At 55.6% G+C, this 25,317-nt stretch carries 24 protein-coding genes; 13 read left to right on the forward strand and 11 right to left on the reverse strand.

Annotation, left to right across the window (positions count from 1 at the left end; translation table 11 throughout):
- Positions 1-176: 176 nt before the first annotated feature.
- Both I9187_RS08520 and I9187_RS08525 read left to right on the forward strand, forming a co-directional pair.
- Positions 177-1,166: a DUF2793 domain-containing protein gene (locus tag I9187_RS08520; protein WP_280922850.1), complete on the forward strand. Its 990-nt coding sequence runs from the start codon at positions 177-179 to the stop codon at positions 1,164-1,166.
- Positions 1,167-1,744: 578 nt separating this feature from the next.
- A complete protein-coding gene (locus tag I9187_RS08525) occupies positions 1,745-3,049 on the forward strand; it encodes a UDP-glucose/GDP-mannose dehydrogenase family protein (protein ID WP_171238093.1) in 1,305 nt (434 codons plus the stop codon).
- A gap of 154 nt (positions 3,050-3,203) precedes the next feature.
- Here the strand turns inward: I9187_RS08525 and I9187_RS08530 are convergent, their stop codons facing one another.
- Positions 3,204-4,205 (reverse strand): sterol desaturase family protein, encoded by a 1,002-nt coding sequence (locus I9187_RS08530; RefSeq protein ID WP_171176726.1) that lies wholly within the window; start codon positions 4,203-4,205, stop codon positions 3,204-3,206.
- Positions 4,206-4,312: 107 nt separating this feature from the next.
- On the opposite strand from I9187_RS08530, the gene I9187_RS08535 reads away from it, so the two are divergent.
- Complete coding sequence (locus I9187_RS08535; protein ID WP_171238055.1) at positions 4,313-5,203, forward strand: LysR family transcriptional regulator; 891 nt, start codon at positions 4,313-4,315, stop codon at positions 5,201-5,203.
- On the opposite strand, the gene I9187_RS08540 is transcribed toward I9187_RS08535, so the two are convergent.
- From I9187_RS08540 to I9187_RS08550, 3 genes are read right to left on the reverse strand one after another with little or no spacing between them, the layout of a single operon-like run.
- The gene (locus tag I9187_RS08540) at positions 5,176-6,252 is read right to left on the reverse strand and encodes a helix-turn-helix domain-containing protein (RefSeq protein WP_171238054.1); all 1,077 of its coding nucleotides are present in this window, start codon (positions 6,250-6,252) and stop codon (positions 5,176-5,178) included. The genes I9187_RS08535 and I9187_RS08540 overlap by 28 nt on opposite strands.
- 57 nt (positions 6,253-6,309) lie before the next feature.
- Positions 6,310-7,047, reverse strand: coding sequence for a hypothetical protein (locus I9187_RS08545; protein ID WP_171238053.1), 738 nt, complete (start codon positions 7,045-7,047; stop codon positions 6,310-6,312).
- Complete coding sequence (locus I9187_RS08550; protein ID WP_245223159.1) at positions 7,044-7,568, reverse strand: RNA polymerase sigma factor; 525 nt, start codon at positions 7,566-7,568, stop codon at positions 7,044-7,046. Before I9187_RS08550 ends, I9187_RS08545 begins: the two co-directional genes overlap by 4 nt.
- 95 nt (positions 7,569-7,663) lie before the next feature.
- Between I9187_RS08550 and I9187_RS08555 the strand changes: the two genes are divergently transcribed.
- The 3 genes from I9187_RS08555 to I9187_RS08565 all read left to right on the forward strand — a co-directional run bounded on the left by I9187_RS08555 (position 7,664) and on the right by I9187_RS08565 (position 10,647).
- Positions 7,664-7,909: a hypothetical protein gene (locus I9187_RS08555; protein WP_174827341.1), complete on the forward strand. Its 246-nt coding sequence runs from the start codon at positions 7,664-7,666 to the stop codon at positions 7,907-7,909.
- The gene (locus I9187_RS08560) at positions 7,906-8,598 is read left to right on the forward strand and encodes a c-type cytochrome (protein ID WP_174827340.1); all 693 of its coding nucleotides are present in this window, start codon (positions 7,906-7,908) and stop codon (positions 8,596-8,598) included. Before I9187_RS08555 ends, I9187_RS08560 begins: the two co-directional genes overlap by 4 nt.
- 264 nt (positions 8,599-8,862) lie before the next feature.
- On the forward strand, positions 8,863-10,647 hold the full coding sequence (locus I9187_RS08565; RefSeq protein WP_171238051.1) for an ABC transporter ATP-binding protein: 1,785 nt from the start codon (positions 8,863-8,865) through the stop codon (positions 10,645-10,647).
- A gap of 335 nt (positions 10,648-10,982) precedes the next feature.
- Here I9187_RS08565 and katG read toward each other — a convergent pair whose 3' ends face one another.
- Positions 10,983-13,163, reverse strand: a complete 2,181-nt coding sequence (katG, locus tag I9187_RS08570) for a catalase/peroxidase HPI (RefSeq protein ID WP_171238050.1) — start codon at positions 13,161-13,163, stop codon at positions 10,983-10,985.
- Positions 13,164-13,270: 107 nt separating this feature from the next.
- On the opposite strand from katG, the gene I9187_RS08575 reads away from it, so the two are divergent.
- Positions 13,271-14,203, forward strand: a complete 933-nt coding sequence (locus I9187_RS08575; RefSeq protein ID WP_171238049.1) for a hydrogen peroxide-inducible genes activator — start codon at positions 13,271-13,273, stop codon at positions 14,201-14,203.
- 52 nt (positions 14,204-14,255) lie between these two features.
- Here I9187_RS08575 and I9187_RS08580 read toward each other — a convergent pair whose 3' ends face one another.
- Genes I9187_RS08580 through I9187_RS08590 form a run of 3 tightly spaced genes read right to left on the reverse strand, consistent with a single transcriptional unit; the run spans position 14,256 to position 16,110 of the window.
- Positions 14,256-14,591, reverse strand: a complete 336-nt coding sequence (locus I9187_RS08580) for a carboxymuconolactone decarboxylase family protein (protein ID WP_171238048.1) — start codon at positions 14,589-14,591, stop codon at positions 14,256-14,258.
- 11 nt (positions 14,592-14,602) lie between these two features.
- A complete protein-coding gene (locus I9187_RS08585) occupies positions 14,603-15,361 on the reverse strand; it encodes an amino acid ABC transporter permease (protein ID WP_171238047.1) in 759 nt (252 codons plus the stop codon).
- Positions 15,362-15,369: 8 nt separating this feature from the next.
- Positions 15,370-16,110, reverse strand: coding sequence for an amino acid ABC transporter ATP-binding protein (locus I9187_RS08590; RefSeq protein ID WP_171238046.1), 741 nt, complete (start codon positions 16,108-16,110; stop codon positions 15,370-15,372).
- Positions 16,111-16,231: 121 nt separating this feature from the next.
- Here I9187_RS08590 and I9187_RS08595 point away from each other — a divergent pair, with 121 nt between their 5' ends.
- Positions 16,232-17,002, forward strand: coding sequence for a transporter substrate-binding domain-containing protein (locus tag I9187_RS08595; protein ID WP_171235848.1), 771 nt, complete (start codon positions 16,232-16,234; stop codon positions 17,000-17,002).
- 102 nt (positions 17,003-17,104) lie between these two features.
- Here I9187_RS08595 and I9187_RS08600 read toward each other — a convergent pair whose 3' ends face one another.
- Together I9187_RS08600 and I9187_RS08605 are read right to left on the reverse strand one after the other, a co-directional pair.
- Positions 17,105-17,815 (reverse strand): aspartate/glutamate racemase family protein, encoded by a 711-nt coding sequence (locus I9187_RS08600; RefSeq protein WP_171238045.1) that lies wholly within the window; start codon positions 17,813-17,815, stop codon positions 17,105-17,107.
- Entirely contained in the window at positions 17,812-18,516 is a 705-nt protein-coding gene (locus I9187_RS08605) for a GntR family transcriptional regulator (RefSeq protein ID WP_171238044.1), read from the reverse strand. The genes I9187_RS08600 and I9187_RS08605 overlap by 4 nt, the downstream gene beginning before the upstream one ends.
- Before the next feature lie 111 nt (positions 18,517-18,627).
- Here I9187_RS08605 and I9187_RS08610 point away from each other — a divergent pair, with 111 nt between their 5' ends.
- Positions 18,628-20,322: a thiamine pyrophosphate-binding protein gene (locus tag I9187_RS08610; RefSeq protein WP_171238043.1), complete on the forward strand. Its 1,695-nt coding sequence runs from the start codon at positions 18,628-18,630 to the stop codon at positions 20,320-20,322.
- On the opposite strand, the gene I9187_RS08615 is transcribed toward I9187_RS08610, so the two are convergent.
- Entirely contained in the window at positions 20,283-21,203 is a 921-nt protein-coding gene (locus I9187_RS08615; protein ID WP_171238042.1) for a LysR family transcriptional regulator, read from the reverse strand. The genes I9187_RS08610 and I9187_RS08615 overlap by 40 nt on opposite strands.
- A gap of 97 nt (positions 21,204-21,300) precedes the next feature.
- Here I9187_RS08615 and I9187_RS08620 point away from each other — a divergent pair, with 97 nt between their 5' ends.
- From I9187_RS08620 to I9187_RS08635, 4 genes are all read left to right on the forward strand, one after another.
- Positions 21,301-22,434 (forward strand): enolase C-terminal domain-like protein, encoded by a 1,134-nt coding sequence (locus tag I9187_RS08620; protein WP_171620859.1) that lies wholly within the window; start codon positions 21,301-21,303, stop codon positions 22,432-22,434.
- Complete coding sequence (locus tag I9187_RS08625) at positions 22,431-23,681, forward strand: FAD-binding oxidoreductase (protein WP_171238040.1); 1,251 nt, start codon at positions 22,431-22,433, stop codon at positions 23,679-23,681. Before I9187_RS08620 ends, I9187_RS08625 begins: the two co-directional genes overlap by 4 nt.
- A gap of 52 nt (positions 23,682-23,733) precedes the next feature.
- Entirely contained in the window at positions 23,734-24,711 is a 978-nt protein-coding gene (locus I9187_RS08630) for a TRAP transporter substrate-binding protein (protein ID WP_209940141.1), read from the forward strand.
- A 70-nt stretch (positions 24,712-24,781) separates the two neighbouring features.
- On the forward strand, positions 24,782-25,315 hold the full coding sequence (locus I9187_RS08635) for a TRAP transporter small permease (RefSeq protein ID WP_171176690.1): 534 nt from the start codon (positions 24,782-24,784) through the stop codon (positions 25,313-25,315).
- Positions 25,316-25,317: the final 2 nt, after the last annotated feature.

Here is a 25,317-nt window from a genome sequence, read left to right on the forward strand (position 1 = left end):
TCCGGGCGGTCGGCCCGGTCACAAAGGTTTGACGCGCTTCGCGGCAGTGTAGCGCGCAACCGATGTTTCGGGCCGACAGCTACAGGAGGCCCCTCGTGTCACAAACCTCACCCCGACTGAACCTTCCCTTTCTGCAACCCTCATAAGCGCAAAAACACGTCACTCACAACGAGGCTCTGCGAGGACTTGATCTGATCGTGCAACTAACGGTCCGCTCAACGAACGCAAATACACCGCCAGTGGTGCCCGAACAGGGCGAGGTTCATGCGGTTGGGGCCGCACCAATAGGTGACTGGGTGGGGCACGCCGGGGACCTTGCCGCCTGGTTGGACAATGCGTGGCATTTCGTGACCCCGTCTTCAGGTTGGCGCGCCTGGGACGAAAACACCGGCGAATTTCAGCTTTGGGATAGCACAGCCTGGGCCCCTGTGCCCGTTAACATGCAAAATCTGGATGGCGTCGGCGTATCGGCATCTTCGGACACAACAAACCGCCTCACAGTGCGAAGCCCCGCCACCTTGCTGACCCACGAGGGCAGTGGGCACCAGCTAAAAATTAACAAGGCCAGCTCTGGTGATACTGCATCACTTCTGTTTCAGTCGAACTGGACAAGTCATGCCGAAATGGGTCTGTCCGGCAGCACTGGATTTTCCATCAAGGTGTCCCCCGACGGTGCGAGCTGGACAGATGCGTTGAGCTTTGATCCCAACACCGGAGCAGCCACAGGTGCAGCCGTCCAAAGTGACGCGTCCGAAACCACCGCTGGCCGCCTTATGCGAGCAGATTTCGGTTACGGCCCCGGTAACCTTTTGGGCTCGGTCTCTGAGAACACTGGCACACCTACCGGAGCCGTCATCCAACGTGGCCATAACGCAAACGGAGAGTACGTGCGGTTCGCCGATGGGACCCAGATCTGCACGTTCACACTGCCCGCGGTTGATTGCACCAATACTGAAGGTGCTCTGTTCGCCAGTTCAGCACTGACCTGGGATTTTCCCATGGCCTTTGCTGCGACACCCTGTGTGAGTGGAAGTGGAGGCGCAGTTGATCGGTTTATCGGTTTGGATACTCCCGACACAACACAGGTTAACTGCAAAGTGCTGTCGGTCCTTTCAGATTCCTCGGCACTGTCTGCGACCGTAATCGTGGTCGGGCGTTGGTACTGACTGAATCGGCCGCCCGCCTCTGGTATCGGGCGGCTGTTTTTCGCATCGGTCTAAGTTGGTCTGTTCCCGAAATCACGTGGGAGCCCACGAAGTCCATCTTTGCGCCCCTGGTATTTAACTGAACCGTCGCCTTTCAACGAAACGTCACTTTTGACCTTATTGGTTCGAAAGCGGCCGATTTTCGGAACCATTTCCCGATTGTCAAAGGACCGTCGCAAAACCAAAGGCTTCATAGCTTTTGATAGCTCCGGCAGTGTCATGCTAACCTTGGTTCGGCTCGGCGACTTTGTGGCCAAGATCTTGAGGATTGGAAACCCTAGCGCACGTCTGATCCCATGTAATAAATATTCTTTGTTCGATGAGATCTCGGTGAAATCAGTTCTGTCTGACCCGAATATCCGCGACCACAGGCATATTTGTCTTTGACGCACACTTAAATAATTCAATGCCTTATTGCCTCAAAAACAGCGAGACTCTATGGGATGCAGCCTGAGGCCTCTTTGAACCATTGAATTTGGCGTCCATTTCTTCGATTGTTCACACATTGTCGGCAGATATTGGTAAAAAAGGATTAAATGATGCGTATTGCGATGATCGGAACCGGTTACGTTGGCCTTGTGTCCGGCGTGTGCTTTTCGGATTTCGGTCACGATGTGATTTGCGTCGATAAGGCAAACCAAAAGATCGACATGCTCAAAGCCGGACGGGTTCCAATTTACGAGCCGGGCCTGGATGTTTTGATGGCCAAAAACGTGGCCGCTGGTCGACTGAGTTTTACCACTAATCTGGCAGATGCGGTGGATGGAGCAGATGCCGTCTTTATTGCGGTGGGCACACCAACCCGGCGCGGTGATGGCCATGCAGACCTGACCTATGTCATGGCCGCCGCAGAGGAAATCGCAAATGCCGTCACTGGCTATACAGTGATCGTCACAAAATCGACTGTACCCGTTGGCACCAACAGACAGGTACAAGAGGTGGTTGCCGCAGCCAACCCAAAGGCGGATTTTGATGTTGCGTCCAATCCAGAGTTTCTGCGCGAAGGTGCCGCAATTGACGATTTTATGCGCCCCGACCGCGTTGTCGTGGGCGTTGAAAACGACCGCGCCGCCGAAGTGATGGCCGAAATCTACCGCCCTCTCTATCTACGAGATTTTCCGATCCTGACAACCGATCTGGAAAGTGCCGAGATGATCAAATATGCCGCAAACGCGTTCTTGGCGACCAAGATCACCTTTATCAACGAAATCGCGGGCCTGTGCGAAAAAGTTGGCGCAGATGTCAAAGAGGTATCCCGAGGCATGGGTCTGGACGGGCGGATTGGCAACAAGTTCCTGCACGCCGGACCCGGCTATGGCGGGTCGTGCTTCCCCAAAGACACTGCGGCACTGGCGCGGATTGGCCAGGATCACGCGTATCCGATGCAGATTACGGAAACCGTCATTCGCGTGAATGACGAAGTCAAAAAGCGCATGATCGAGAAGATCCGCGAAGCTTGTGATGATCGCTTCAACGGCAAAATCATTGCAGTTCTGGGTGTTACGTTCAAACCCAACACGGATGACATGCGCGACGCGCCGTCATTGTCCATTGTCCCCGCCCTGATCGGCGGAGGAGCAAAAGTACGCGTTGTAGATCCACAAGGTAAATCTGAGGGTGAAGCCTTGTTGCCTGGTGTTGACTGGTGCGATGACCCTTATGCGGCAGCAAAAGGAGCTGATGTGCTGGTTCTGCTGACCGAATGGAACGAATTCAGGGCTTTGAACCTTAGCGATTTGGCGGCGGCCATGAGCACCCCCAGAATGGTGGATCTGCGCAATATCTACTCAGAAAGCAAAACCCTGAAGGCAGGTTTCGAAACCTATGTCGGGGTCGGGCGCTGAGCTTACCCGATCTTGTCGTAGAACTTTTTGCGACGCCCCTACCAGCTTGGCCAACTTACCCTGATGCTTCGCAGTAGAATGAGGGGTTACGTCTGGATGTAAATCCCAGTCCTTTGCCGGGTCGTTTCGGGCTCGGCAAAGGACTGGTGCGGCTTTACTCGCCCGCCCAGATCTTGCGCCTGCGTTCTTTAACCATTTCGTTGCCCTCGTCCGTGCCGTCGTGGAACGTGTTGAACCACTCATCCCAAGGCGTTTCCCAGGTGCCGTAGTTGCAATCGAAGAACCTGTGGTGCAGCTGGTGAAAGAAATCCCCGACTTGAAACTTGGCTTTGTTACCAAGTTTCACGTGCTCGAATCCGGCATGAGAGGTCGGCGCGCCAATGCCGTGATGAAACAGCAGGAAGATGGCGTGGACCGGATGCGACGGCAGAAGGAAAAAGATCGTCGTGTCGAACATCAAAAAGAAGCTTTCGACGGGGTGCATAGCAAGGCCGGACCACGGGCCAGTATTGATGTTGCGGTGATGCCAAGCGTGCACTTTGGTGTAAAGCTGGCCGACATGCAGCAGACGGTGTAGCCAATAAAAATGAAAACCTGCCCAGATCGGTACAAAGATTATAACCGCGATGAACCATGTCGGATTGCTGTCGAATGTGATCATGGTGATCCAGCCGTTGGCGTAGGAATACAGGATCAGGCATTCCCAGAACGTCCAGAAGGTCAGCGCCGGGCCTAAGGTCCAAAACATATTGTCCCAGACCTGGTTCTTGAAGGTAAAGACCTTTGCGCCCTTCATCATCGGACGCATGTCATAGCGGTATTCGTCCTGTTGCGTACGGAATTTCCACAGTGCCAGGTGCAAGCCACCGGCAACCACCATCAAGATACAAAAATTGCGAAACCAGATTTCGGCCACCCAATCCCAGCTGAAGGTTTCAATCCGGCCCAGCGATGGGGTCAGGTAAGTCCAGGTGATGATGGCAAAGACCAGCAGAAGCGCGCGCAGCGCCAATGGGTTCCAGCTTTGCAGGAGGTAGCGCAGCGCAGCCAAGGGTTTCATCGGCCAATCCCAGTACGGAGACGTCTGAATTGGCAATTGTGGTGTAAAGTTCCAGATTTTGCGCTTGGGACGCGGAGGCAAGGCTGGTTTTGTCATGGTGTGGCTCGTTCATGCTGTTCGCTGCCAGCACGCTAGAGCAACTTGGGCAAGGCTCAGCACGGTTTGTCTTGCAGGTCAGGGCAAGTTTTGCTTAGCCTTTCAAAATGTCGTCACGTATCCCCTCTCTCAACTGGTTACGCGTCTTTGAGGCGGCCGCGCGTACCGAAAGCTTTGCCCGGGCGGCGGTGCAGCTGAACATGTCCGCCGCAGCCGTCAGCCAACAAGTCAAGGCGCTGGAAACCCAGTTGGGCACCCCTCTGTTCCACCGCCACGCCCATGCCGTCACCCTGACCGAGTCCGGGCGGGCCTACTTGCCGTCGGTGCAACAGTCACTGTTGATGCTGGAAACCGCCACCACCGGCCTGTTTGGCGAAACGCGGGGGCAGCGACTTTATGTGCAGTCTGTGTTGCTTTTCGCCCATGGAATCCTGGCCAAGGGCCTTTCAACATTTCAAGCCGGGCATCCTGATATCAACTTGTCACTGGCCACCGGAAACATCGTTTCGGATTTTGCCAATCGATTTACTGATTTGCAGATTGTGTTTGGCAACCCTGCTCTGTTTGGCACCGAAGGTGATGAGCTGGTTCGAGAAGTTCTTTACCCTGTTGCACCACCAGCAATCGCTGCACAGATCAAAACCCCACAAGACTTGCTGGAGCACACATTGATCGAGGTCTCAACGCACCGCGCAAGTTGGCCGCATTGGTTCGAAAGTCTACGCTTGCCTGCAGGACAGGCTCGGTACTTTTTCGCTGACAATTCGATCATGGCAGCAGAATTATCAGCCAGTGGGATGGGTATCGCCCTTGCCCGCGCGCCTGCTTCAGATCGGATCACAGAAAGGACGGGTCTAGTGCCATGCCTACCGGAGGCTTCAGTTGCCGGACAAGAAGCATACCACCTGATCTACCCATCGCTTGCAACCATGCGCAAACCCGCCCGCACCTTTCGTGACTGGCTGCTGGACTACAGCGCCGCAGTCCAGACTCGATAACGCCCTTGCCCCGTGACCTCTCGCACCAAACCTCGGCGGCTAAACAGATCGAAATTGCGCTGAACCGCCGCGCGGGACGCTTCGGTCAAGTCTTCGGCCAACGGAGCGGAGACCATCGGCCACGATGCCAGAACCTCGATCAGACGCGGTGGCGTGCGCCCGCTCAGATCTTGCGTGACGTCCCGGGCTTTGTTCTCCCACGCACTGATCCGGTCGAGATGCAAGAGACCCGCAAGGGCCGCCTGCCCTGCCCCTCGTATCCAGGATCCCAACTTTTCCGTCGGTTCGCCTGCCCCACGCAAGGCACCAGGGCCAGACAAGGCAAGCGGCATAAACAGGGCACCACCACGTCCCATGGACGCAGCGTGCCGCGCCGCAATCACGGCGGCCTCTGTGTCTTGTCCAATACCCTGCGCGATCGCGCGCCATGCATGAAACGCAATTGCCGATTGCGTCACCGGATGCAAACCTTCAGCGCTTTGCATAACTTCCGCCAAATCCACAACAGCCTCGGGCGCGGCATCAGAACCCTTTGCCAGACGGTCCAGAAACGCGGTCAGCCCGCTTTCCCATCCCCCTTCTGCAGGAGCAGCGCCCGAGCTTAATCGGCGCACAGCCCAACCCGCACGGAACAAAGCTTGCACATCGTCGTGGGTCGCGCCAATGCGCAGACCAGTCCACAAGGCCAATCGGTCCACACTGACCCGATCGCCGGTCCACCAGCCCAGATCAGACGTCTCCATCAAAGCCAGACGATGGGTCCATCCTTTAGGTCCAGCACGTAACCGTTCGTCCAGCGCCCCAAAAGTCAGCGCCAGATCCGCAAGCTCTGCCGACAAGTCTGACTGCGCCGCCCGCCAATCACGCGGGTCAAACAACAAACGCCGATCAGATCGGGGGCCGGGCGGGAAATAATCCTCCTCCGCCACCTCATCGGGTGGCAAAAACCACAAATCCTCTTCTTCGGTCGGATCACCGTCAAAAATACTGGCCGGGCCGAGATCTTCGGCCTCATCCTCCGGAAGCGGCATGGGTTTCTTCGAATTCATACCGGTATTCTTCGGGCATTTGCACCGGTTCACAAGAGGCTTTCCAAAAGATTACGATCAGCCTGCAAAGGTCCGGGTCAGAACGTCCAACTCATTCTGCAAATCGGTCTGCGGCGAACTGCCCAACAGCATGTAACCATAACCATCTTGCGTCCACGTGGCCGTCGCCAACCCGCTCAGCACCGCTTGCTTTATCTCAGCTGGTGGGGCATCTGGCCCCTGACGAAGAACACAAAACGCAAAGGGTTGGCCTTGTTCATCCGCAAAAACAACCTGGATCAGAGGCTTACCTTTGAAGGAAAGAACTTGCGCCCGTTTCAGCTCTAACCCCGGCAAGGATTCCAGCGTTTCACGGTTCAAAGACCGCCCAAGCTGTGCCTCAGCCATCTCAAATTGTTTGTCTAGCGATTTGGTTGAACTGTCTAGCCAGGCTATGGTCTCGGGCACGTAAAGCGACTGATAGATCGCAGCTTGCTGTGCCCAGCCCAGGTCTGCCGGTCGAGTGGCCCAAAAGGTCACGGCAATGGCAGCAATCGCCGCACTCGCTGCGACTGCAACAAGGCGCAGACCACTGCCGCGCGCTGCTGGCATCACCGGATCGGGCATCTCGATAGCTGGCGCCTCAGCCGGAAGTTTCTCAAAAACATCACGAACAATTGGCGCAAATGGATCCAGCGCCATCAGTCGTTGTTCCAGCGTGGTGTCGGTCTCGACCGCAGCCTCAATAGCGCGGCTCTGAGCCTCATCCAAGGTGCCTTCCAGATACGCCACCAGCGTTTCGTCGGAAAACGTCATTTACCACTCCGTCGCGCGGTGTCCGCCGCATCAGGCTGCATCACCGCTTTCAGTTTCTGCCGGGCATTCGAAAGCCGGCTCATAATCGTACCGATGGGAACTTCCAGTAAGGCAGCGGCTTCGCGGTAACTGTACCCTTCGACGAACACAAGCAAAACCGTTTCCCGCTGCGCTTCTGGAAGCTGCATCACTTGTGTAAACACTTCAGTGGCGAAAATATTCGTTTCTGTGTCCGACCCTGTCGCCACAAGGTCTGCTTCGGGCGTTACCGACAATGCCTGCGCCCGACGGACCGAGCGTGATCGCACTTCGTTCAGCCAGATTGACCGGCAGATTGTCATCAGCCAGCTGTCCAGACGATTATGCGACGTGACCTGATGATGACGCTCCAAAGCTCGAAGACATGTCGCCTGCAAAAGGTCATCGGCCACGTCAGACGCCCCAGACAATGCCAGCGCAAACCGCCATACGCGTTTCGAGTGCGTCTGCACCGCATCGCGGACGGCCTGTTCGGAAGTCATTTCAGCATTCATCGAATAAATTGCGACCTATGTGTGTTTGGTTTTCACGGACCGGGCCCGCTCGGCAAAATTGTCATAAACCTTGGAGGAATGAAATGAAACTTCTGTTGAAAGCAGTCACGATTGCGTCGGCGATTGTTGCAACACCTGTTCTTGTCGGCACGTGGACTTTGGACAGCGACAACTCGCACTTGGCTTATGGCACCATAAAGAAAAACGCTGTGGGTGAAGTCAACAGCTTTAGCAAACTCAGCGGGCATGTGACCCAAGATGGTCACGCTGAAATCACCATCGACCTGTCATCAGTCAGACCAATATCGATATTCGAAACGAGCGGATGATTGAATTTGTTTTTCGTAAAGCCGGTTCGGCAATGCTGACAGCTGACTTCGACATGGCCGAAGTATCCGGGCTGTCGATTGGCGAAACCACCACATTAGATGCAGCATCCGTTCTGTCTCTGGTCGGCTCGGACGTTTCTTTCGACACAGAACTGTTTGTCGCGCGACTATCCGAAACTTCGGTCCTGGTCTCCACCAATGATATGGTGTTCCTCAGCGCAGAAGATGCCGGTGTGAACGCAGGCGTCGACAAGCTGATGGAATTGGCAAACTTGCCAAGCATCACCCGAACAGTTCCCATCACGGCCCGGCTTATCTTTCACTCTGACGGCAAACAGGTCGCCGCAACACCAGCAGCAGAAACTGCGGCCGTTGCAGCCGCCGCGTCAGGAGACATCAAGGCAGGTAAGAAGGTTTTTCGCAAATGCAGCGCCTGCCATAAACTGAACGAAGGCAGTAACGCTGTCGGCCCTTCCTTGCATGCCGTTATTGGCAAGCCAGCGGGCCAGGTTGAAGGCTTCAAGTATTCCGCTCCTGTGCAGAACTCTGGCATAGTTTGGACACAGGAAAACTTGAATGCATTTCTGGCCGATCCCAAAGGGTTCCTCCCTGGAAATAGGATGCAATATCGTCAACTTGTTGTCATATCTGCAGAGCGAAAGCTAAGTTTTACCGAGCTTCGACCTTGATTCAGTCGCGCGTTCACCCGCGCACTGATGATCAGGTGATCTTGTTTTCCTTTTGAAGCGCAAAAAAACGCGCGCTCCGGTTTACTTGCTTTTGGTTCGTGGCCCGCATTGTACTTGTTTCAACTCTTTAAAGCCCCTATCTAACTCTCCGCACGATCAACAGCTGGCATGAGCCTCACTGACGCAGTCCGGTATATACCCTTTTGGCCCGGCAAAATTTGGGGTATCTGAACGTGCGCACCGTTTCACGATTTGGAGAACGCAATGATAACGCGCGCCTGGAAAAAATGGCGATCAGGCTACATGGGCCGCCTTGTCGGCGAAAGCTTTTATGCTCAAGGCCCCTTATACGGCATTGCGATTTTGGCAATGATCGTAGTCGCCGTCACCACGGCCGGGTCGGCCTATATGATGGAATACATCGTCGATGCCATGACAAGCCCGGAACTGCGGGGATGGTCACATGTTATTGCTTTGGCTGTTGTGCTGCTATTTCTAACGAAAGCGGTTGCCTCATATATTCAGGCGAACTTTCTGGCGCGCGCTGGCAATCGAATCGTCGCACAACAACAAGAAAAAGTTTATCGAAAACTGCTTCGTCACGGCGTTTCTTTCTTTACTGCAAATGAATCGTCAGACCTGCTGATGCGAACAACAAACGGTGCACAAGCCGCCCGGAGTTTGATTGATGTACTTGTTACAGGCTTTGTCCGTGACGCTCTTACCTTGGTTGGCCTTGTCGCGGTCATGGTATACCAGCAGCCCGTTCTGTCCGTGATGTTCTTTGTTTTAGGTCCTGTCGCTTTGTTGGGGGTGCGGCATCTCCTGAAAAGTGTGCGCAAAATAATGCAGGCCGAGTTCAAGTCGCTGGCCGAGATCATTCGCGTCCTTCAGGAGACATCAGCCGGAATCAAAATCATCAAGGTCTTTTCGTTGGAAGATCGCATGATCGACCGGATGGAGACCGCGATCCGCAAGGTAGAGCAGCGCTCGAACGACATTGCTAGGCTGCAAGCAATCGCCAGCCCACTGATGGAGTTTCTGGCAGGCCTTGCCGTTGCTGGTGTGCTCATTGTCAGCACGATGGATATCGCCGGTACGGAACAACCGACAGCCGGGCAGCTGATGTCCTTCATCACCGCTTTGCTGATGGCTTATGAACCGGCGAAACGCCTGTCGCGTATGCGTGTCCAGATCGAAGCCAATATGGTGGGTGTGAGCATGTTGTTTGGCTTGCTAGACCAACAAGACACGATGACCGAAAGCCCCGATGCCCGAGACCTGACCGAAGGGCCGGGTCACATTGTCCTACGCAACGTGACCTTTGGGTATCAAGGCGCGCTTCCTGTGATCGAAGACATGAACGTCTCGTTCGAAGCAGGTAAGACAACGGCCCTTGTTGGCCAGTCAGGCGGTGGCAAATCCACTTTGTTCGGATTGATCATGCGTTTTTATGATCCAGACGAAGGCGTTGTTGAGATTGACGGACAAGACGTGCGGGAGGTGAGCTTTGCCTCCCTACGTCGAAAGATTTCATATGTAGGTCAGGACACCTTCCTGTTTTCCGCATCAGTCCTTGATAACCTGCGTTACGCGGCCCCTGAAGCGACCGAAGAAGAAGTATTCGAAGCAGCGAAAGCAGCGTACGCCCATGATTTCATCATGGAATTGAAGGACGGGTACGACACTCAGGTCGGTGAAAACGGAACCTTCCTGTCAGGAGGTCAAAAACAGAGAATAGCGATTGCGCGTGCCATTCTGCGCAACGCTGAAATCCTGCTGTTGGACGAAGCCACTAGCGCCCTGGATGCTGAATCGGAATCGTTTGTCAAAAAGGCTTTGGATGCCTTGACTCAGAACGTTACCGTCATCGTTATCGCGCACCGCCTGTCCACAGTGCTCGAGGCAGACAAAATTATTGTGGTTCAGGATGGTGCAATTGTTGAGCAAGGCAATCTGGACGAGTTGATGAAGAAAAGCGGTAGTTTCCGCACTTTGTTTGATCAACAATTCAAACAGCACACGCCTGCAAAGGAAGTCGCGGAGTAACCGCGACTTCCACACAAGCGTTGGTACGTTCGCCAAGAATGCGATGTTCGATATCCATGAGTTTAGTTCAACACAGATGAGCTAGGGTACTTGACCTCTAAACCCGAGCGTTAGGCCTATCGGTCTTAACCGTTAGCTAAAATGAACGAACTGCTAATCGGGCCAGGCTGATACTTTAGTTGTCCTACAGATTTTGTGCACGCGAATACCAACGACTTAGCTAAACCAGCTCGAGTTTAACAACTAGCAATTTTATGAAACGACTGAAGGGTCACTTCCCGAACCCTGAAGCGCGAAACCAGGCGAAGCCACCCTCAACCTGGTTTCTTGATACCTTACGCAAGCAGATCGAACCGGTCGTTGTTCATGATCTTGGTCCACGCTGCCACGAAGTCGCGCACGAACTTCTCGGCATTGTCGTCCTGAGCATAAACCTCGGCATAGCCGCGCAGGATCGAGTTCGACCCGAAGACTAGATCCGTGCTGGTGGCGGTGAACTTGACCTCACCAGAAGCGCGGTCGCGCAGCTCGTAAGTGCCGCCTTCAACCGGATGCCAGCTCAGCGACATGTCCGTCAGGCTTACGAAGAAATCGGTGGTCAGCTGACCCACACGGTCGGTAAAGACACCATGCGCCGTTCCGCCATGGTTAGCACCCAGCACTCGCAGGCCGCCCACCAGAACGGTCATCTCAGATGCGGTCAGGCCCAACAACTGCGAGCGGTCCAGCATCATCGCTTCAGGCGACACGGCGTATTCCTTCAGCTGCCAGTTGCGGAACCCGTCAGCCAGTGGTTCAAGCACCGAGAAGCTGTCTGTGTCGGTCTGTTCGTCCGTCGCGTCACCACGACCAGCCGAGAACGGAACCGTCACATTAAAGCCTGCTGCCTTGATCGACTGTTCCAGACCGACATTACCTGCCAGAACGATCACGTCAGCGACCGACGCTCCGGTTTCAGCAGCAATCGGCTCCAGCACACCCAGCACTTTTGCCAGACGCTCAGGCTCGTTGCCCGCCCAGTCTTTCTGTGGTGCCAAACGGATGCGCGCACCATTTGCGCCACCGCGTTTGTCCGAGCCTCGGAAGGTACGTGCACTGTCCCAGGCGGTGTTGATCATCTCGATCGCTGCCAGGCCACTGTCTGCGATCTTTGCCTTGACGGCTTCTACGTCATAATCAGTCGAACCGACCGGGATTGGGTCCTGCCAGATCAGATCCTCTGCAGGGACGTCCGGACCGTAATAGTTGACGCGTGGACCCATGTCGCGGTGGGTCAGTTTGAACCAGGCACGGGCGAAAGTGTCCGCGAAATAGTCCGGAACAGCCATGAATTTCTGACAGATCGCATTGTATGCCGGATCAACCTTCATCGCCATATCCGCATCTGTCATCATCGGCATCCGGCGGACAGACGGGTCGGTCGGATCGACCGGTTTTTCATCTTCCGGCATGTCCACGGGCTGCCACTGATGGGCACCGGCAGGGGATTTGCCCAGCTCCCATTCGTAGCCGAACAGATAATCGAAATAACCCATGTCGAACTTCAGCGGCTCTTTCGTCCACGCGCCCTCAATGCCTGAAGTGAACGCGTTGGTCGCCTTGCCGTTCTGATCCGGGTTGTCCCAACCCAGGCCCTGGCCAGACACAGGGCAGGCTTCGGGCTCGGAACCGATATTGTCGCCCGCCATAGCGCCGTGCGCCTTACCAACCGTGTGACCGCCGCAGGTCAGCGCTGCGGTCTCTTCGTCATCCATAGCCATACGGGCAAAGGTTTCACGGATATGCAAAGCGGTCCGCGCAGGGTCCGGATTGCCGTTTACACCTTCGGGATTCACATAGATCAGACCCATGTGCACAGCGCCCAGGGGGTTTTCCAACGTGCCGGGTGTTTCCAGATCGCCATAGCGGCTCTCGGACGGGGCGAGCCACTGGTTTTCCGAACCCCAGTACACGTCTTTTTCCGGGCCCCAGATATCTTCGCGACCAAATCCAAATCCAAAGGTTTTCAGGCCCATCGATTCATACGCAACAGTGCCCGACAGGACGATCAGGTCAGCCCAGGACAGTGCGTTGCCGTATTTCTTTTTTACCGGCCACAGCAGACGGCGGGCTTTGTCCAGGCTGGCATTGTCCGGCCACGAGTTGAGCGGAGCAAACCGGATGTTGCCCGACCCCGCGCCGCCACGACCGTCGCCCAGGCGATAGGATCCGGCAGAATGCCAGGCCAGACGGATCATCAGGCCACCATAGTGACCCCAGTCCGCCGGCCACCAGTCTTGACTGTCTGTCAGCAGCACCTCGACATCGGCACGGACGGCTTTGAAATCCAGACCTTTGACCGCTTCACGGTGGTTGTAATCCGCATCCATCGGGTTGGTGCGCGTGTCGTGCTGGCTCAGAATGTCCAGGTTCAGCGCATCCGGCCACCATTTGGTGACTGAATTGCCTGTACCTGTGTTCCCGCCATGCATGACAGGGCAGCCGCCGGTTTGATGATTGTGAGGGTTACCGTCCATTGTAAATCTCCTGAGTATTTACCTAGGGGTTCAGATGCCTTGACTCGTACCCGAACCAAGCGATAAATGGAAATTTGTAATTTCTATCATTGTGATTAGTTTTTCAAATGAAATCACTGACGCTCAAGCACCTGCGTTATTTCGAGGCCCTTGCCACCCATGGTCACTTCGGCAAAGCCGCAACTGCCAGTGCAATTTCGCAGCCAGCGCTTTCCATTCAAATCAAAGAGCTAGAGGCCATCATGGGCGGCCCATTGGTCGAACGGGCGGCGCGTGAAACCCGCTTGACCGCCTTGGGTGAAGACGTGTTGAAGCACAGCCGTGAAATTCTGACCCGAGTCGAGGACTTGGGGAAACTGGTGCAATCACCGTCCGGCCCGCTGTCAGGACGATTAAGGATCGGTTTAATTCCCACAGTTGCGCCTTATCTTCTGCCCTCGATTATCAAGGCCATGTCGCAGCGATTTCCGCAGCTAACGATTGAGCCCAAAGAGACCATCACCGAATCCGTAATCCGCGAAATACTGGACTCACGACTGGATGTCGGGGTCGTTGCGCTGCCGGTGTCGGAACCCAGTCTTCGAGAGTTCTCGTTGTTCAACGAAGATTTTTTGCTGGTCCGCCCGGCGCGAGATGCCAGCCTGCCCATGCCAAGTTCATCGCAGCTCCGAACAATGCGGCTATTGCTGCTTGAAGAAGGCCACTGTTTCCGTGACCAGGCTCTGTCTTTTTGTTCAATCCGCAATATCGAACCGCAACAGGTTATGGAGGGCAGCTCGCTTTCGACCCTTGTACAGATGGTTGGGGCAGGAATTGGCGTCACCCTGATCCCCGAGATGGCCGTTGGGTTGGAAACCCGTTCCGCCGATGTCTCTATTGCCCGGTTCCAGGACACCCCGCCGGCGCGAACAATTGGGCTAGTCTGGCGAAAGACCAACCCGCTGAGTGAAAACCTGCTCAAGATCGGCGCGATCATCCGCAAAACCGCAGAAGAGAACATTTTGAACACTGGGCACAGCGATCAGTCGGCAGCCGAGTGAACCACCTTTAAGCGCGATGCGGCAGGTATTGCCGGATCATTACATTTAGATATCATTCGGAAAACACATCATAGGCTTTGAGCGCCTTGGCGCTGTACGCATACGACGGCCCACCTCCCATATAGGTCGCCATGGCCAAAGCCTCGCACATTTCTTCGCGCGTGGCCCCCAGACGAACCAGCGACTTCACATGAAACCCAATGCAGCTGTCGCAACGAGTCGCGACAGCGATGCCCAACGCGATGAATTCCTTGCTCTTCTCGCTCAGCGCGCCATCGGTTTTGGCCGCCTTACCCATAATACCAAAGCCCCGAACGGTTTCAGGAACTTCCTTTGAGAAAGTCCCGATATTGGCCTCTGTCTCGGCCATGAAGGCTTTCCAGTCCATTTTTTAACTCCTTATCCGCGCTCGTCTGCGCCCATGCGGCGTTCCAACCGGCGCACACCAGCACTGATGATCAGTACGAGGATCAAATATTCAAAGATCAGCAGTGTGTAGATTTCCAGCGGGCGGTATTCCGTCACAACCAATTCATTCGCGCGGCGAGTCAATTCCTGCATCCCGATGACGCTGGCGAAGGCACTCATCTTGACGATGTAGATGAACTGGTTGGCCAGCGGCGGTAGAATACGCCGGATCGCCTGAGGCAGGATCACGTGACGCATGGTCTGCACATAGTTCAGACCTATGGTTTGCGCCGCTTCACGCTGACCGCGCGCGATGGATTGAATACCCGCGCGATAGATCTCGGCCGTGAATGCGCTGTCTGAAATCGCAAGGGTAATGATTGCACCCCAGAATGGATCGATTGGGACGTTCATTCCCATCGACTGGAACACGATAGGCAATCCATAAAAGACCCAAAAAAGCATCGGCAGCAGTGGAATGGCGCGGATGAATTCCACATAGACCCGGTTGACCAAACGCCAGCCGCGTTTCTCGGACAGCCCCGGCAATGCCACCATCAGGCCCACGACAATCGACAGAACCGCCGCGATCAGCGATATCTGGATCGTCGCCCACATGCCCGAGACAAGGAATTTCACGTTGGTCCAGCCCGATGCCGTGGTGGGGTCGATCACATACCAGCCCCAAGTCTGGGACGAGGAACAACCCGCAAGCAACAGCAAGGGCGCTATCAGAAGTAGTTTTTTCATAGCCCCTCTCAGTGCTGCAGAATTTGCGACAGGAATTTACGACACCGCTCGGATTGCGGGTTGGTGAAGAAATGTTCGGGCTTGCCTTCTTCGACGATTTCACCCGCGTCCATGAAGATCATCTTGTCGGCCACCTTGCGCGCAAACCCCATCTCATGGGTCACAACCACCATGGTCATGCCCTCGTTCGCCAACTCGACCATGACATCCAACACTTCCGAGATCATCTCGGGGTCCAACGCCGAGGTTGGCTCATCAAACAACAGAACACGCGGCTCCATGCACAGGGACCGCGCAATGGCAACGCGTTGTTGTTGGCCACCGGACAACTGATTGGGTTTTTTGTCCGCCTGATCAGGAATGTGTACGCGCTCCAGATAGAGACGTGCCTTTTCCTCGGCCTCCTTACGGCTCAGACCCCGCGCTTTGATCGGGCCCAGAGTCAGGTTTTCCAACACGGTCAGATGCGGAAACAGGTTAAACTGTTGAAACACCATTCCAACCTCGGACCGGATAGTCGCCGCAGATTTTGCGTCATCCGTCAGTTCGACCCCGTCCACACAGATGATGCCTTTCTGGTGTTTTTCCAACTGGTTGATACACCGAACGACGGTTGACTTACCTGACCCCGAGGGCCCGCATATCACCACCTTCTCGCCGCTGTTGACCGTCAGGTTTATATCCTTGAGTACGTGAAACGTGTCGAACCACTTGTTCACGCCCACAAGTTCAATTGCGGCGTCTGGCATAAGCTGGTCTGCCCCTGTTTTAGTCAAGTTGTAATATTTTCTTGAGGTTATCTTTCTCTTTCGGGTTAAATCAATGATGAACACGGCGGCAAGACATAAACATCACCAACGGGAGAAAGCGATGAACACTTTTTTGAAAGCAGCGGCAGCAGCCGCGCTGGGTCTGGTATTGTCAGGTGCCGCACAGGCGCAATCCGCACTGAACGAGATTCTGGATTCCGGCGTGCTTAAAGTGGGCACGACCGGTGACTGGAACCCCATGTCGCTGCGCGATCCGGCCACCAACAGCTACAAAGGCTACGACATCGACATCATGAACGAACTGGCCGCCGATCTGGGGGTCGAGGTCGAATATGTGCCGACCGATTGGAAAACGCTGGTCAACGGCGTGGTGGCGGGCAAGTACCACCTGACCGGTTCGGCCTCGATCTCTCCGCCTCGCATGAAGGTGGCCGGTTTCTCGGATAGCTACATCGCGGTGGAATTGTTCCCGTACACGACCAAGGATAAGGCGGACAAATTCGACGGCTATGATTCAATCAACCAACCGGGCGTGACGGTCGCCACAACTCTGGGCACCACGTTTGAAAAGCGCGTGCGTGAATGGTTCCCGAACGCTGAGATCAAGGTCGTGGAAGCCCCGGCCCGCGGTTTTCAGGAAGTGATCGCCGGACGCGCGGATGTGTTCATCACGTCAAATATCGAAGGCTCGACACTTGAGGCGAAGTTCCCGGTGGTTCGCGTCAAGAATGCGGGTCCCCGGTCGCCATCGCCCATCGCGATGATCCTGCCGCAAGGCGATCAGGTCTGGATCAACTACGTGAACAACTGGATCGAAGTGAAAAAAGCGCAAGGCTTCTTCGAAGCTAACCGCGAAAAATGGGGTCTCTGATCCATTTTCAGACATAACCAGCACTTTAGCGCCCGGCCTTCAGGATCGGGCGTTTTCTATTTTGACATGACGGAGCAAAGTGCTTGGCGCACCAATTTTCGATCAATATGTCCGCGGAACCAGACCGGCCTGAAACCATTGAATAAAAGAGACGATAGAAAACACGGGCAACCCAGTAGCCCGTTGGATATCGCGTGCATAGGGGCACATATTTGTGCATTCCAGCACGATTGCACCCAAGTCAGGGTTGTCCGCAACCAAGGTATGCGCCGCCTGAACATTATCTTCACGCGCTTTCTGAACATCCAGCCTTAGCTCATTTCCAAGGATCGCACGGGTGAACTCCTGCCCGCCTTCGGTTGTGCCAATCGGGGTATCCAACGGCACGTTGGCCGCCCGCAGATGATCTTTCGTCAGGGTCGAGGCTGAAATGGTCAAAACCCCTGCGCGCTTGCCCGCAGGCAGAATGCGGTTCACCATCTCGACCTGCATCAAGGACGATGTAGCCACCGGAACCGGGACGGCTTGGGCCAGTTCTTTCTGGAACAGGGACAGGAAACCGCAATTGGTGGTTATGCCATCCACACCATCCCTTACCAGATCCTGCGCCGCGTCGATGAACACGTCCAACATCCCCTCGGCCCGGTGCCGAACCACCCGATCCGGCGAGGCATCACGGACGATGCGATAGAGCACCGGGAATGGCCAGGTCAGCGCGTTGCCCATGTCACCTGGGATTCTGGGGAATTGGGCATCCAGCATCAGAATACCAACCGATGCGCCGTAGATGGATTTTCCGCCTTGCGCAATCATCCCTCGACCTCCTCGATTATGCGGGCCGAGATTTCTTCTGACCCTTCCATATAAATGCTGCTAATCCCGTGACGCACAGCGTCCTGCACCTGATCCATGCGCTTGGTGATATGAGCGCCAAGAACACGCGCGGCCTCTTCCGCATCCCGTTCCATCAACGCCTGCATAACTCGCTTATGCTCCTCTTTTGAACGTTGCACCCGGTCCATACTCATGGAAATCCAACGGATATAGCGAATACGCTCATTGATCCGCGTCAGGGTATGCAACAGCTCCATATTGCCTGACAGTTTGGCAATCCCAAGGTGAAACGCCTCATCCCGGCTGACTGCTTCTTCGACGGTCAGACCAGTGATATCGATGCCCGTTGAGTAAAGCTCATCCCGCAGATTCTGCAGGTCTTTGTCAGAGGCCTTGGAACACGCCGCACGCGCGGCGGCAGTTTCGATAATCTGGCGCAGTTCAAACAGGTCAAACACGCTTTGCGCATCCAACGGACGACAAAAAAACCCTTGCCCCGGGCGAAAATCAAACAACCGTTCTGCAACCAACCGGTTCAATGCCTCTCGTAAAGGGGTCCGGCTGACGCCCAGGTCCTTGGACAGGGCAACTTCGTTCAGGCGATCCCCAGGGCGCAGACGGAACGAGACCGCCATCGCCTTAACCTGATCATAGATGTCGTCGACCCTTGGACCCGCCATTAACCTGCCCTTCCTCTTGTTTGCCACAGGTGCCATAGGCAGCGCTTGAAATCAATATACAAAACTGTATACAGTTCTGCGTACAGCGTGGAATCGAGAGGCTCGTAGATCATGACAGGGACGAATTATCTGACCGGGGCAGAGGCTATGGTGCGTATGCTCGAGGCGCACGGCGTGAAGCACATGTTCGGCCTGTGCGGCGATACCACCTTGCCGTTCTATGACGCTCTGGCGCGCATGGATCACGGTATTCAGCACATTCTGACACGGGATGAACGGCACGCGGCCTATATGGCGGACGGTTACGCGCGTGTGACTGGGAAGCCCGGTGTCTGCGAAGGTCCCTCGGGCGGAGGTGCAACTTACATTCTGCCCGGCGTTGTAGAAGCCAATGAAAGTTCTGTTCCGATACTGGCGATCACCTCGGACGTCGCGACAACCAGCCGGGGCAAATACCCATTAACTGAACTGGATCAGCCCGCCCTCTTCAAGCCCTTAGCCAAGTGGAATACCACGCTGGACGACGCCGCGCGGCTTCCGGCCATGGTGCGGGCAGCCTTCCGGGCAATGACAACAGGCACGCCGGGCGCCACGCATCTGGCCCTGCCGTTCGACACGCAAAAAGCGCAGGTGGATGAGGCCGAAATCTGGGCGGATGACAGACATCGCAGCTATCCTGCCGAACGCTCAGCCCCGGACATGGATGCGATCGAAGCGGCGGCGGATATTCTGGCACGGGCCAAATCCTCTGTTGCTGTCTGTGGCGGCGGGCCGGTTCTTTCAGGCGCAACCGAAGCATTGCGACAGGTCGCAAATTTGTTGGACATGCCCGTTGCCACAACCGTTTCCGGCCAGGGTTCCATCGCCGAAACCGACCCTCTGGCTTTGGGCGTTATCGGGTCTAACGGAGGTGTGCCCGCGACACGTGCTGTCGTGGATCAGGCGGATGTTGTCCTGTTCATTGGCTGTCGCGCCGGCTCGGTCACAACCGAACGGTGGAGAAGCCCTGGGCGTGATGCCACGATCATTCACATCGACAGCGATCCCATGGTGATTGGTGCAAACTACCAGACGGAAGTGGCTATTTGCGCCGATGCCCGACTGGCGCTGGAAGCTCTGGCCCGCGCATTAGAAGGTCGCAAGGATCTGAACACACAAGGCGGGGCGGACAAAGCCCGCGCCGCGTGGGATGCCAAGCTGGCCGCTTTCGCGCCACTGGCCGCAAGTCGTGAAATGCCGATCCGACCCGAAGCTGTCATGGCTGCGTTGATGGATATTCTGGATGACGACGCAATTGTTGTGGCTGACCCCGGCACCCCATGCCCCTATTTCAGCGCGCATTACCGGTGGCGGACATCGGGACGGCAGTTCATCACCAACCGAGCCCATGGCGCTTTGGGCTATTCATTAGGTGCAGCGATGGGGGCACATGTCGGGCGTCCGTCGGTAAAGACCCTGGCCGTCATGGGCGATGGCTCGTTCGGCTTCACATGTGGCGAGTTTGAAACGATGGTGCGGCACAAAATGCCCATCACATCGATTGTCTTCTCAAACGCGGTCTTCGGCTGGATCAAAGCAGGTCAAGATGCGGGCTTTGGTCAAAGATTCTACAACGTTGACTTCAACCGCACAGATCATGCCGCAGTGGCGTCAGCCTTTGGTGTGAAATCATGGACGGTCAAAGACCCCGAAGACCTGCCAAAAATCCTGAAGCAAGCTATCGAACATGACGGCCCCACACTGGTCGATATCCATTCCCAACAACTTCACGAAGCTGCTGCGCCAGTATCTGAATGGGTTGCGTAAGAGGCGATTGACGGGATCAGTTGGTCCAGAAACTCCTGAGCGATCCTGGATAAAGGGCGACCTTTGGCTGTGATGATTGCAAGCTCCAACATGACCGCTGGCTTGAAAGGGCGGGTCTGATATCCGCTCTCTTCATCAAATGTAACGGTAAAGGGATCGATCATGGCGACCCCCATGCCTTGCTTCACAAAGCTCAGTAGGTTTTCAGACAAGTGCGTGTGAATCTGTGTGCGCCATATGCGCCCGGCACGCTGAAAGATGTCACGGGTTTTACGATGCGTCTGGTGTTCCGGCCCCATCACAATAAAAGGCTCGTTCTCCAGAGTTTCCGGCGTCAGAACGTCATACGCCACCAACGGGCTGCCTTCCGGGAAGGTTGCTAGAGTTTCGAACTGAAACACCTGATAATTCAACGTGTCGTGCAGGATCGGCATCTCGACAATGCCGATCTCAAACAAGCCAGACGTCACCCATTCTTGAATCTTGGACGAGTATTGCGACTGAAAGCTAACGGACAGGTTCGGGCGGCTTTCGGCAAACCGCGCGATCTCACGCGGCATGAAACCGAAGGACAACAGATGCGGCGCGGCGACCTGTAACTGACCCGGATGCTTGTTCTGCAAATCTGTCACCGCCTGTGCAACGTGATCCAACCCGCGCACAACCGTGTCGACCTCGCGGTACAACAGCTCGGCTTCGGGCGTGGGCAACAGACGCCCCTTGTTGCGTTCGAACAGAGGTAATCGCGCCTCGCGCTCCAATTGCGCCAAAAGGTTGCTGATGCCGGGTTGCGAGATGCCAAGAACTGATGCCGCGCCGGTCACGGTTCCCGTTTCCATGATGGCGTGAAAAGCTTGAAGCTGACGAAAGCGCAATGACATAGGTATAGTATCATTTTTTCTGATGAACTGTTGAAGATATTGTATTTGAAATGATAGTTCGGTCAAGGCAGGCTGCTGCTCATCCACAGGGGGCGGAATGAGCGATCTGTCACAAAAAATCACTGGCTATGACCTATGGCACCTCAAGCTGCCAGTGACCTCGCGGCGGGATCACGGCATTGGATCCGTCGAAGGCGTTTGTGAAATTGTTATCCTACGGCTGACATCCGAGGACGGCTCTCAAGGGTTTGGCGAAGCATCGCCTTGGTCAGTTTTTACCGGCACGCCAGAGGCAACCTTTGCTGCGCTCGATCGGTATCTGCGCCCACTTGTTTTGGGCGCAAAAGTCAGCGATAGATCCGCGATCATGGCGCGTGCCGCTTACGCTGTGGCGCACTGCACTGAAGCCAAGGCCGCACTGGAAACCGCGCTGCTGGATCTTTCAGGCCGGATCAGCAACGTGCCCGTTTGGTCTTTGTTGGGCGGCAAATGTCGGGATGCAATCCCCCTGAGCTGTTCCATCGCCAACCCTGATTTTTCGCAAGACATCGACCTGTTGGCACGGTTGCAGGACGATGATGTCCGTATCGTGAAACTCAAGACCGGGTTCAAGGATCACGCCTTTGACATCATGCGGCTGGAATACCTGGCCCAGAACTGCCCCGAGTTTTCGGTGCGCGTGGATTATAACCAAGGGCTCAAAATCGAGGATGCACCGGCACAGGTGCGTGACGTCGCCCGGTTCGATCCCGATTTCATCGAACAGCCAGTGCGCGCTCATCACTTCGGCATGATGGCCAAGCTGCGCCAAATGACCGATGTCCCATTGCTGGCAGACGAGAGTGTGTTTGGCCCCGAAGACATGGAGCGTGCAGCCCGCGAAGGGATTTGCGACGGTGTTTCCGTCAAAATCATGAAATCCGGCGGCCTGACACGCGGTCAGACTGTTGCGCGTATTGCGGCGGCTCACGGCCTGACAGCCTATGGCGGCGACATGTTCGAGGCCGGCCTGGCCCATTTGGCCGGCACGCACATGATTGCCGCGACACCAGAAATCACTTTGGGCTGTGAGTTCTATCAGGCGTCATATTTCCTGAAAGAGGACATATTGGAAGAACCGTTCCAGATCAGGAACGGGCAAGTCTGCGTGCCGGATGGTCCTGGGCTTGGCGGCAAACCAGACTTGGACAAACTGAACCACTACGCAGTTTCAAAGGCGGTGGCGGCGTGAGCGAGAAGAAGACCATAGCCATCATCGGAGCTGGAATTGTCGGAGTCTCCGCGGCTATCTGGCTGCAGCGCGACGGTCACGATGTGATTTTGATCGATAAGGCCGGGCCTGGCGAAGGAACCTCTCACGGCAATGGCGGCGTGCTTGCGTCATGCTCTATCGTGCCTGTAACAGTTCCCGGACTACTCGGCAAAGCACCAAAGATGCTTTTAAGCCCCTCTCAGCCGCTGTTCCTGAAATGGGGGTACTTACCAAAGCTGTTGCCATGGCTCAGACAATACTTAAGCCACGCAAATGCCGCAGACGTGGAACGGATCGCTGCGGCCCTGACGCCCATCGTGGGCGACAGCCTGAACGACCACAAGGCGCTGGCCGCCGGAACTGGCGCTGAGAAATGGATCGTTCCAAGCGACTATCTGTTCCTCTATGAAAACCGCGCCCATTTCGAAAGTGATGCCTTTGGTTGGGGCATTCGGCGTAAGCATGGCTTTGCGTGGGAAGAGTTGGAAGGCAAGGCATTCCACGATTACGATCCAGTATTCAGTCAGGATATCGGGCTCGCGGCCAAGCTGTCAGATCATGGTCACATCACCGATCCGGGGCGATATGTCAAAGACCTAGCTGCACATGTTGAGGCGCAAGGAGGTCGGATCATCCAAGCCACCGTCGAAGACGTCACGCGCGAAGGCGGAAGCGTCACAGGCGTTCGCACAGGTGGCGAAACCATTGCGTGCGACACAGCCATCGTGACGGCAGGCGTCTGGTCAGGACCTCTAGCGAAGCGATTGGGTGTTTCTGTCCCACTTGAAAGCGAACGCGGGTATCATCTTGAATTGGTGGAACCTTCTGACATGCCGCGCAGCCCGGTCATGGTCGCATCAGGTAAGTTTGTTGCAACACCCATGGATGGGCGCTTACGCTTGGCAGGCATTGTAGAGTTCGGAGGGCTGGATGCACCGCCCTCTCGCGCGCCGTTTGAATTGATGCGCAAGAATGCCCGGGCGGCTTTCCCGGGCATAACATGGAAGGAGGAAGTGGAATGGATGGGGCACAGGCCCGCCCCGGCTGACTCGATCCCGATCATTGGCGACGTACCCGGCATCAAGGGGGCCTATATGGGCTTTGGGCACCATCACATCGGCCTGACAGGCGGGCCAAAAACCGGACGCCTTCTGGCCCAAATGATCGCGGGCAGAACCCCAAACGCGGATGTCAGCGTCTACGCGCCGTCACGCTACTCAACATAAGAACAAGCTGATGAGAAACATCGGCGTTTCAAAATCCAATAGGGAGAAAACGATGAAAAAACTGACAAACCTTCTGGCAGCGACAGCTCTGACTGCAGCTGCAGCCGCACCGGCCATGGCCGAAAAATGGGACATGCCGATGGCTTATTCGGCGTCGAACTTCCACTCGGCCACAGGCGCGGAATTCGCCAAATGCGTGACCACCGGTACAGGTGGTGAGATCGAGATTGTGACGCACCCGTCCGGCTCGCTTTTCAAAGGTGCCGACATCAAACGCGCGATCCAGACCGGGCAGGCCCCGATTGGTGAGCGTCTATTGTCTGGCCACCAGAATGAAAATGCCCTGTTCGGGTTTGACTCAATCCCATTCCTCGCGACCTCTTTCGACGACAGCGCCAAGCTTTGGGAGGCCGCCAAGCCATCTATTGAAAAAGTATTGGCTGAACAGAACCTAACACTGCTTTACGCTGTGCCGTGGCCGCCTCAGGGCTTGTATTTCAAGAACGAGGTAAACTCGGTCGCTGACATGAAAGGCATAAAGTTCCGCTCGTACAACAATGCAACCTCGCGGTTGGCTGAACTGACGGGGATGCTGCCGGTGACAATTGAAGCCGCGGAAATCAGTCAGGCCTTTGCGACGGGTGTGGCGGATTCGATGGTGTCATCGGGATCGACCGGATATGACCGCAAGGTTTGGGAAAGCCTGAACTATTTCTACGAAGTCGATGCCTGGTTGCCGCGCAACTATGTGATGGTCAATTCTGATGTCTGGTCTGGTGTATCTGATGTCAACAAGAACATCATCAAGGGCTGCGCTGAACTGGCAGAATACGCGGGCAATTGGCGCGCCAAGGAATACACCGGATTCACCCTGCAGGGTTTGCGGGATGGCGGGATGACCGTTGGCCCGGCTTCTGAACAGATGACGAATGAGCTGAAAGAGATCGGCGTGACCATGACCAATGAATGGCTGGAAGCTGCCGGTGACGAAGGCAAAGCCATCGTCGACGCGTTCAACGCGTCACAGTAACCTTTTTGATTTGGGCGGCGGGTCATCCAGCCGCCCTTTTCGCATCCAATCAAAACACAGCGGGGACAGCATGGCGGTTTTGCGAGGGCTTCGGTCCGTACTGGACTTTATATATCTTGCGGCAGGGGTGCTTGCGGCTCTCAGCCTCATTGCGATCCTGCTTTTGATCGTCGTGCAGATGCTGGCCCGCTGGACCGGCGAGGTCTTTCCCGGAGCGCCCGACTATGCTGGCTATGCCATGGCCGCCGCTTCCTTTCTTGCCTTTGCCAATGCGCTGAACAGGGGCAGCCACATTCGCGTGTCAATCCTGTTGAACGCTGTGCCTGATGGTGTCCGCCGCATATTGGAAGTCTGGTGTTTTGCAATCGCCACTGCCGTCATGTGGTATTTCTGCTGGTACGCTTATCGCTTTGTCTACTGGAGCTGGAAATTCAACGATGTCAGTCAGGGGCAGGACCGAACCGCCCTTTGGATCCCACAATCCGCGATGCTGCTAGGCGCGGTCATTCTGGCCATTGCTCTGACTGATCATTTGATCCACGTGCTTTTCAAGGGCGAACACCGCATCGTCCGCGATCTGGCCGATCAGAGTCACGGAGAGTAAAT

This window comes from Ruegeria sp. HKCCE4148 (assembly GCF_017872495.1).
In the GTDB taxonomy this organism is placed as follows: Bacteria; Pseudomonadota; Alphaproteobacteria; order Rhodobacterales; family Rhodobacteraceae; genus Ruegeria.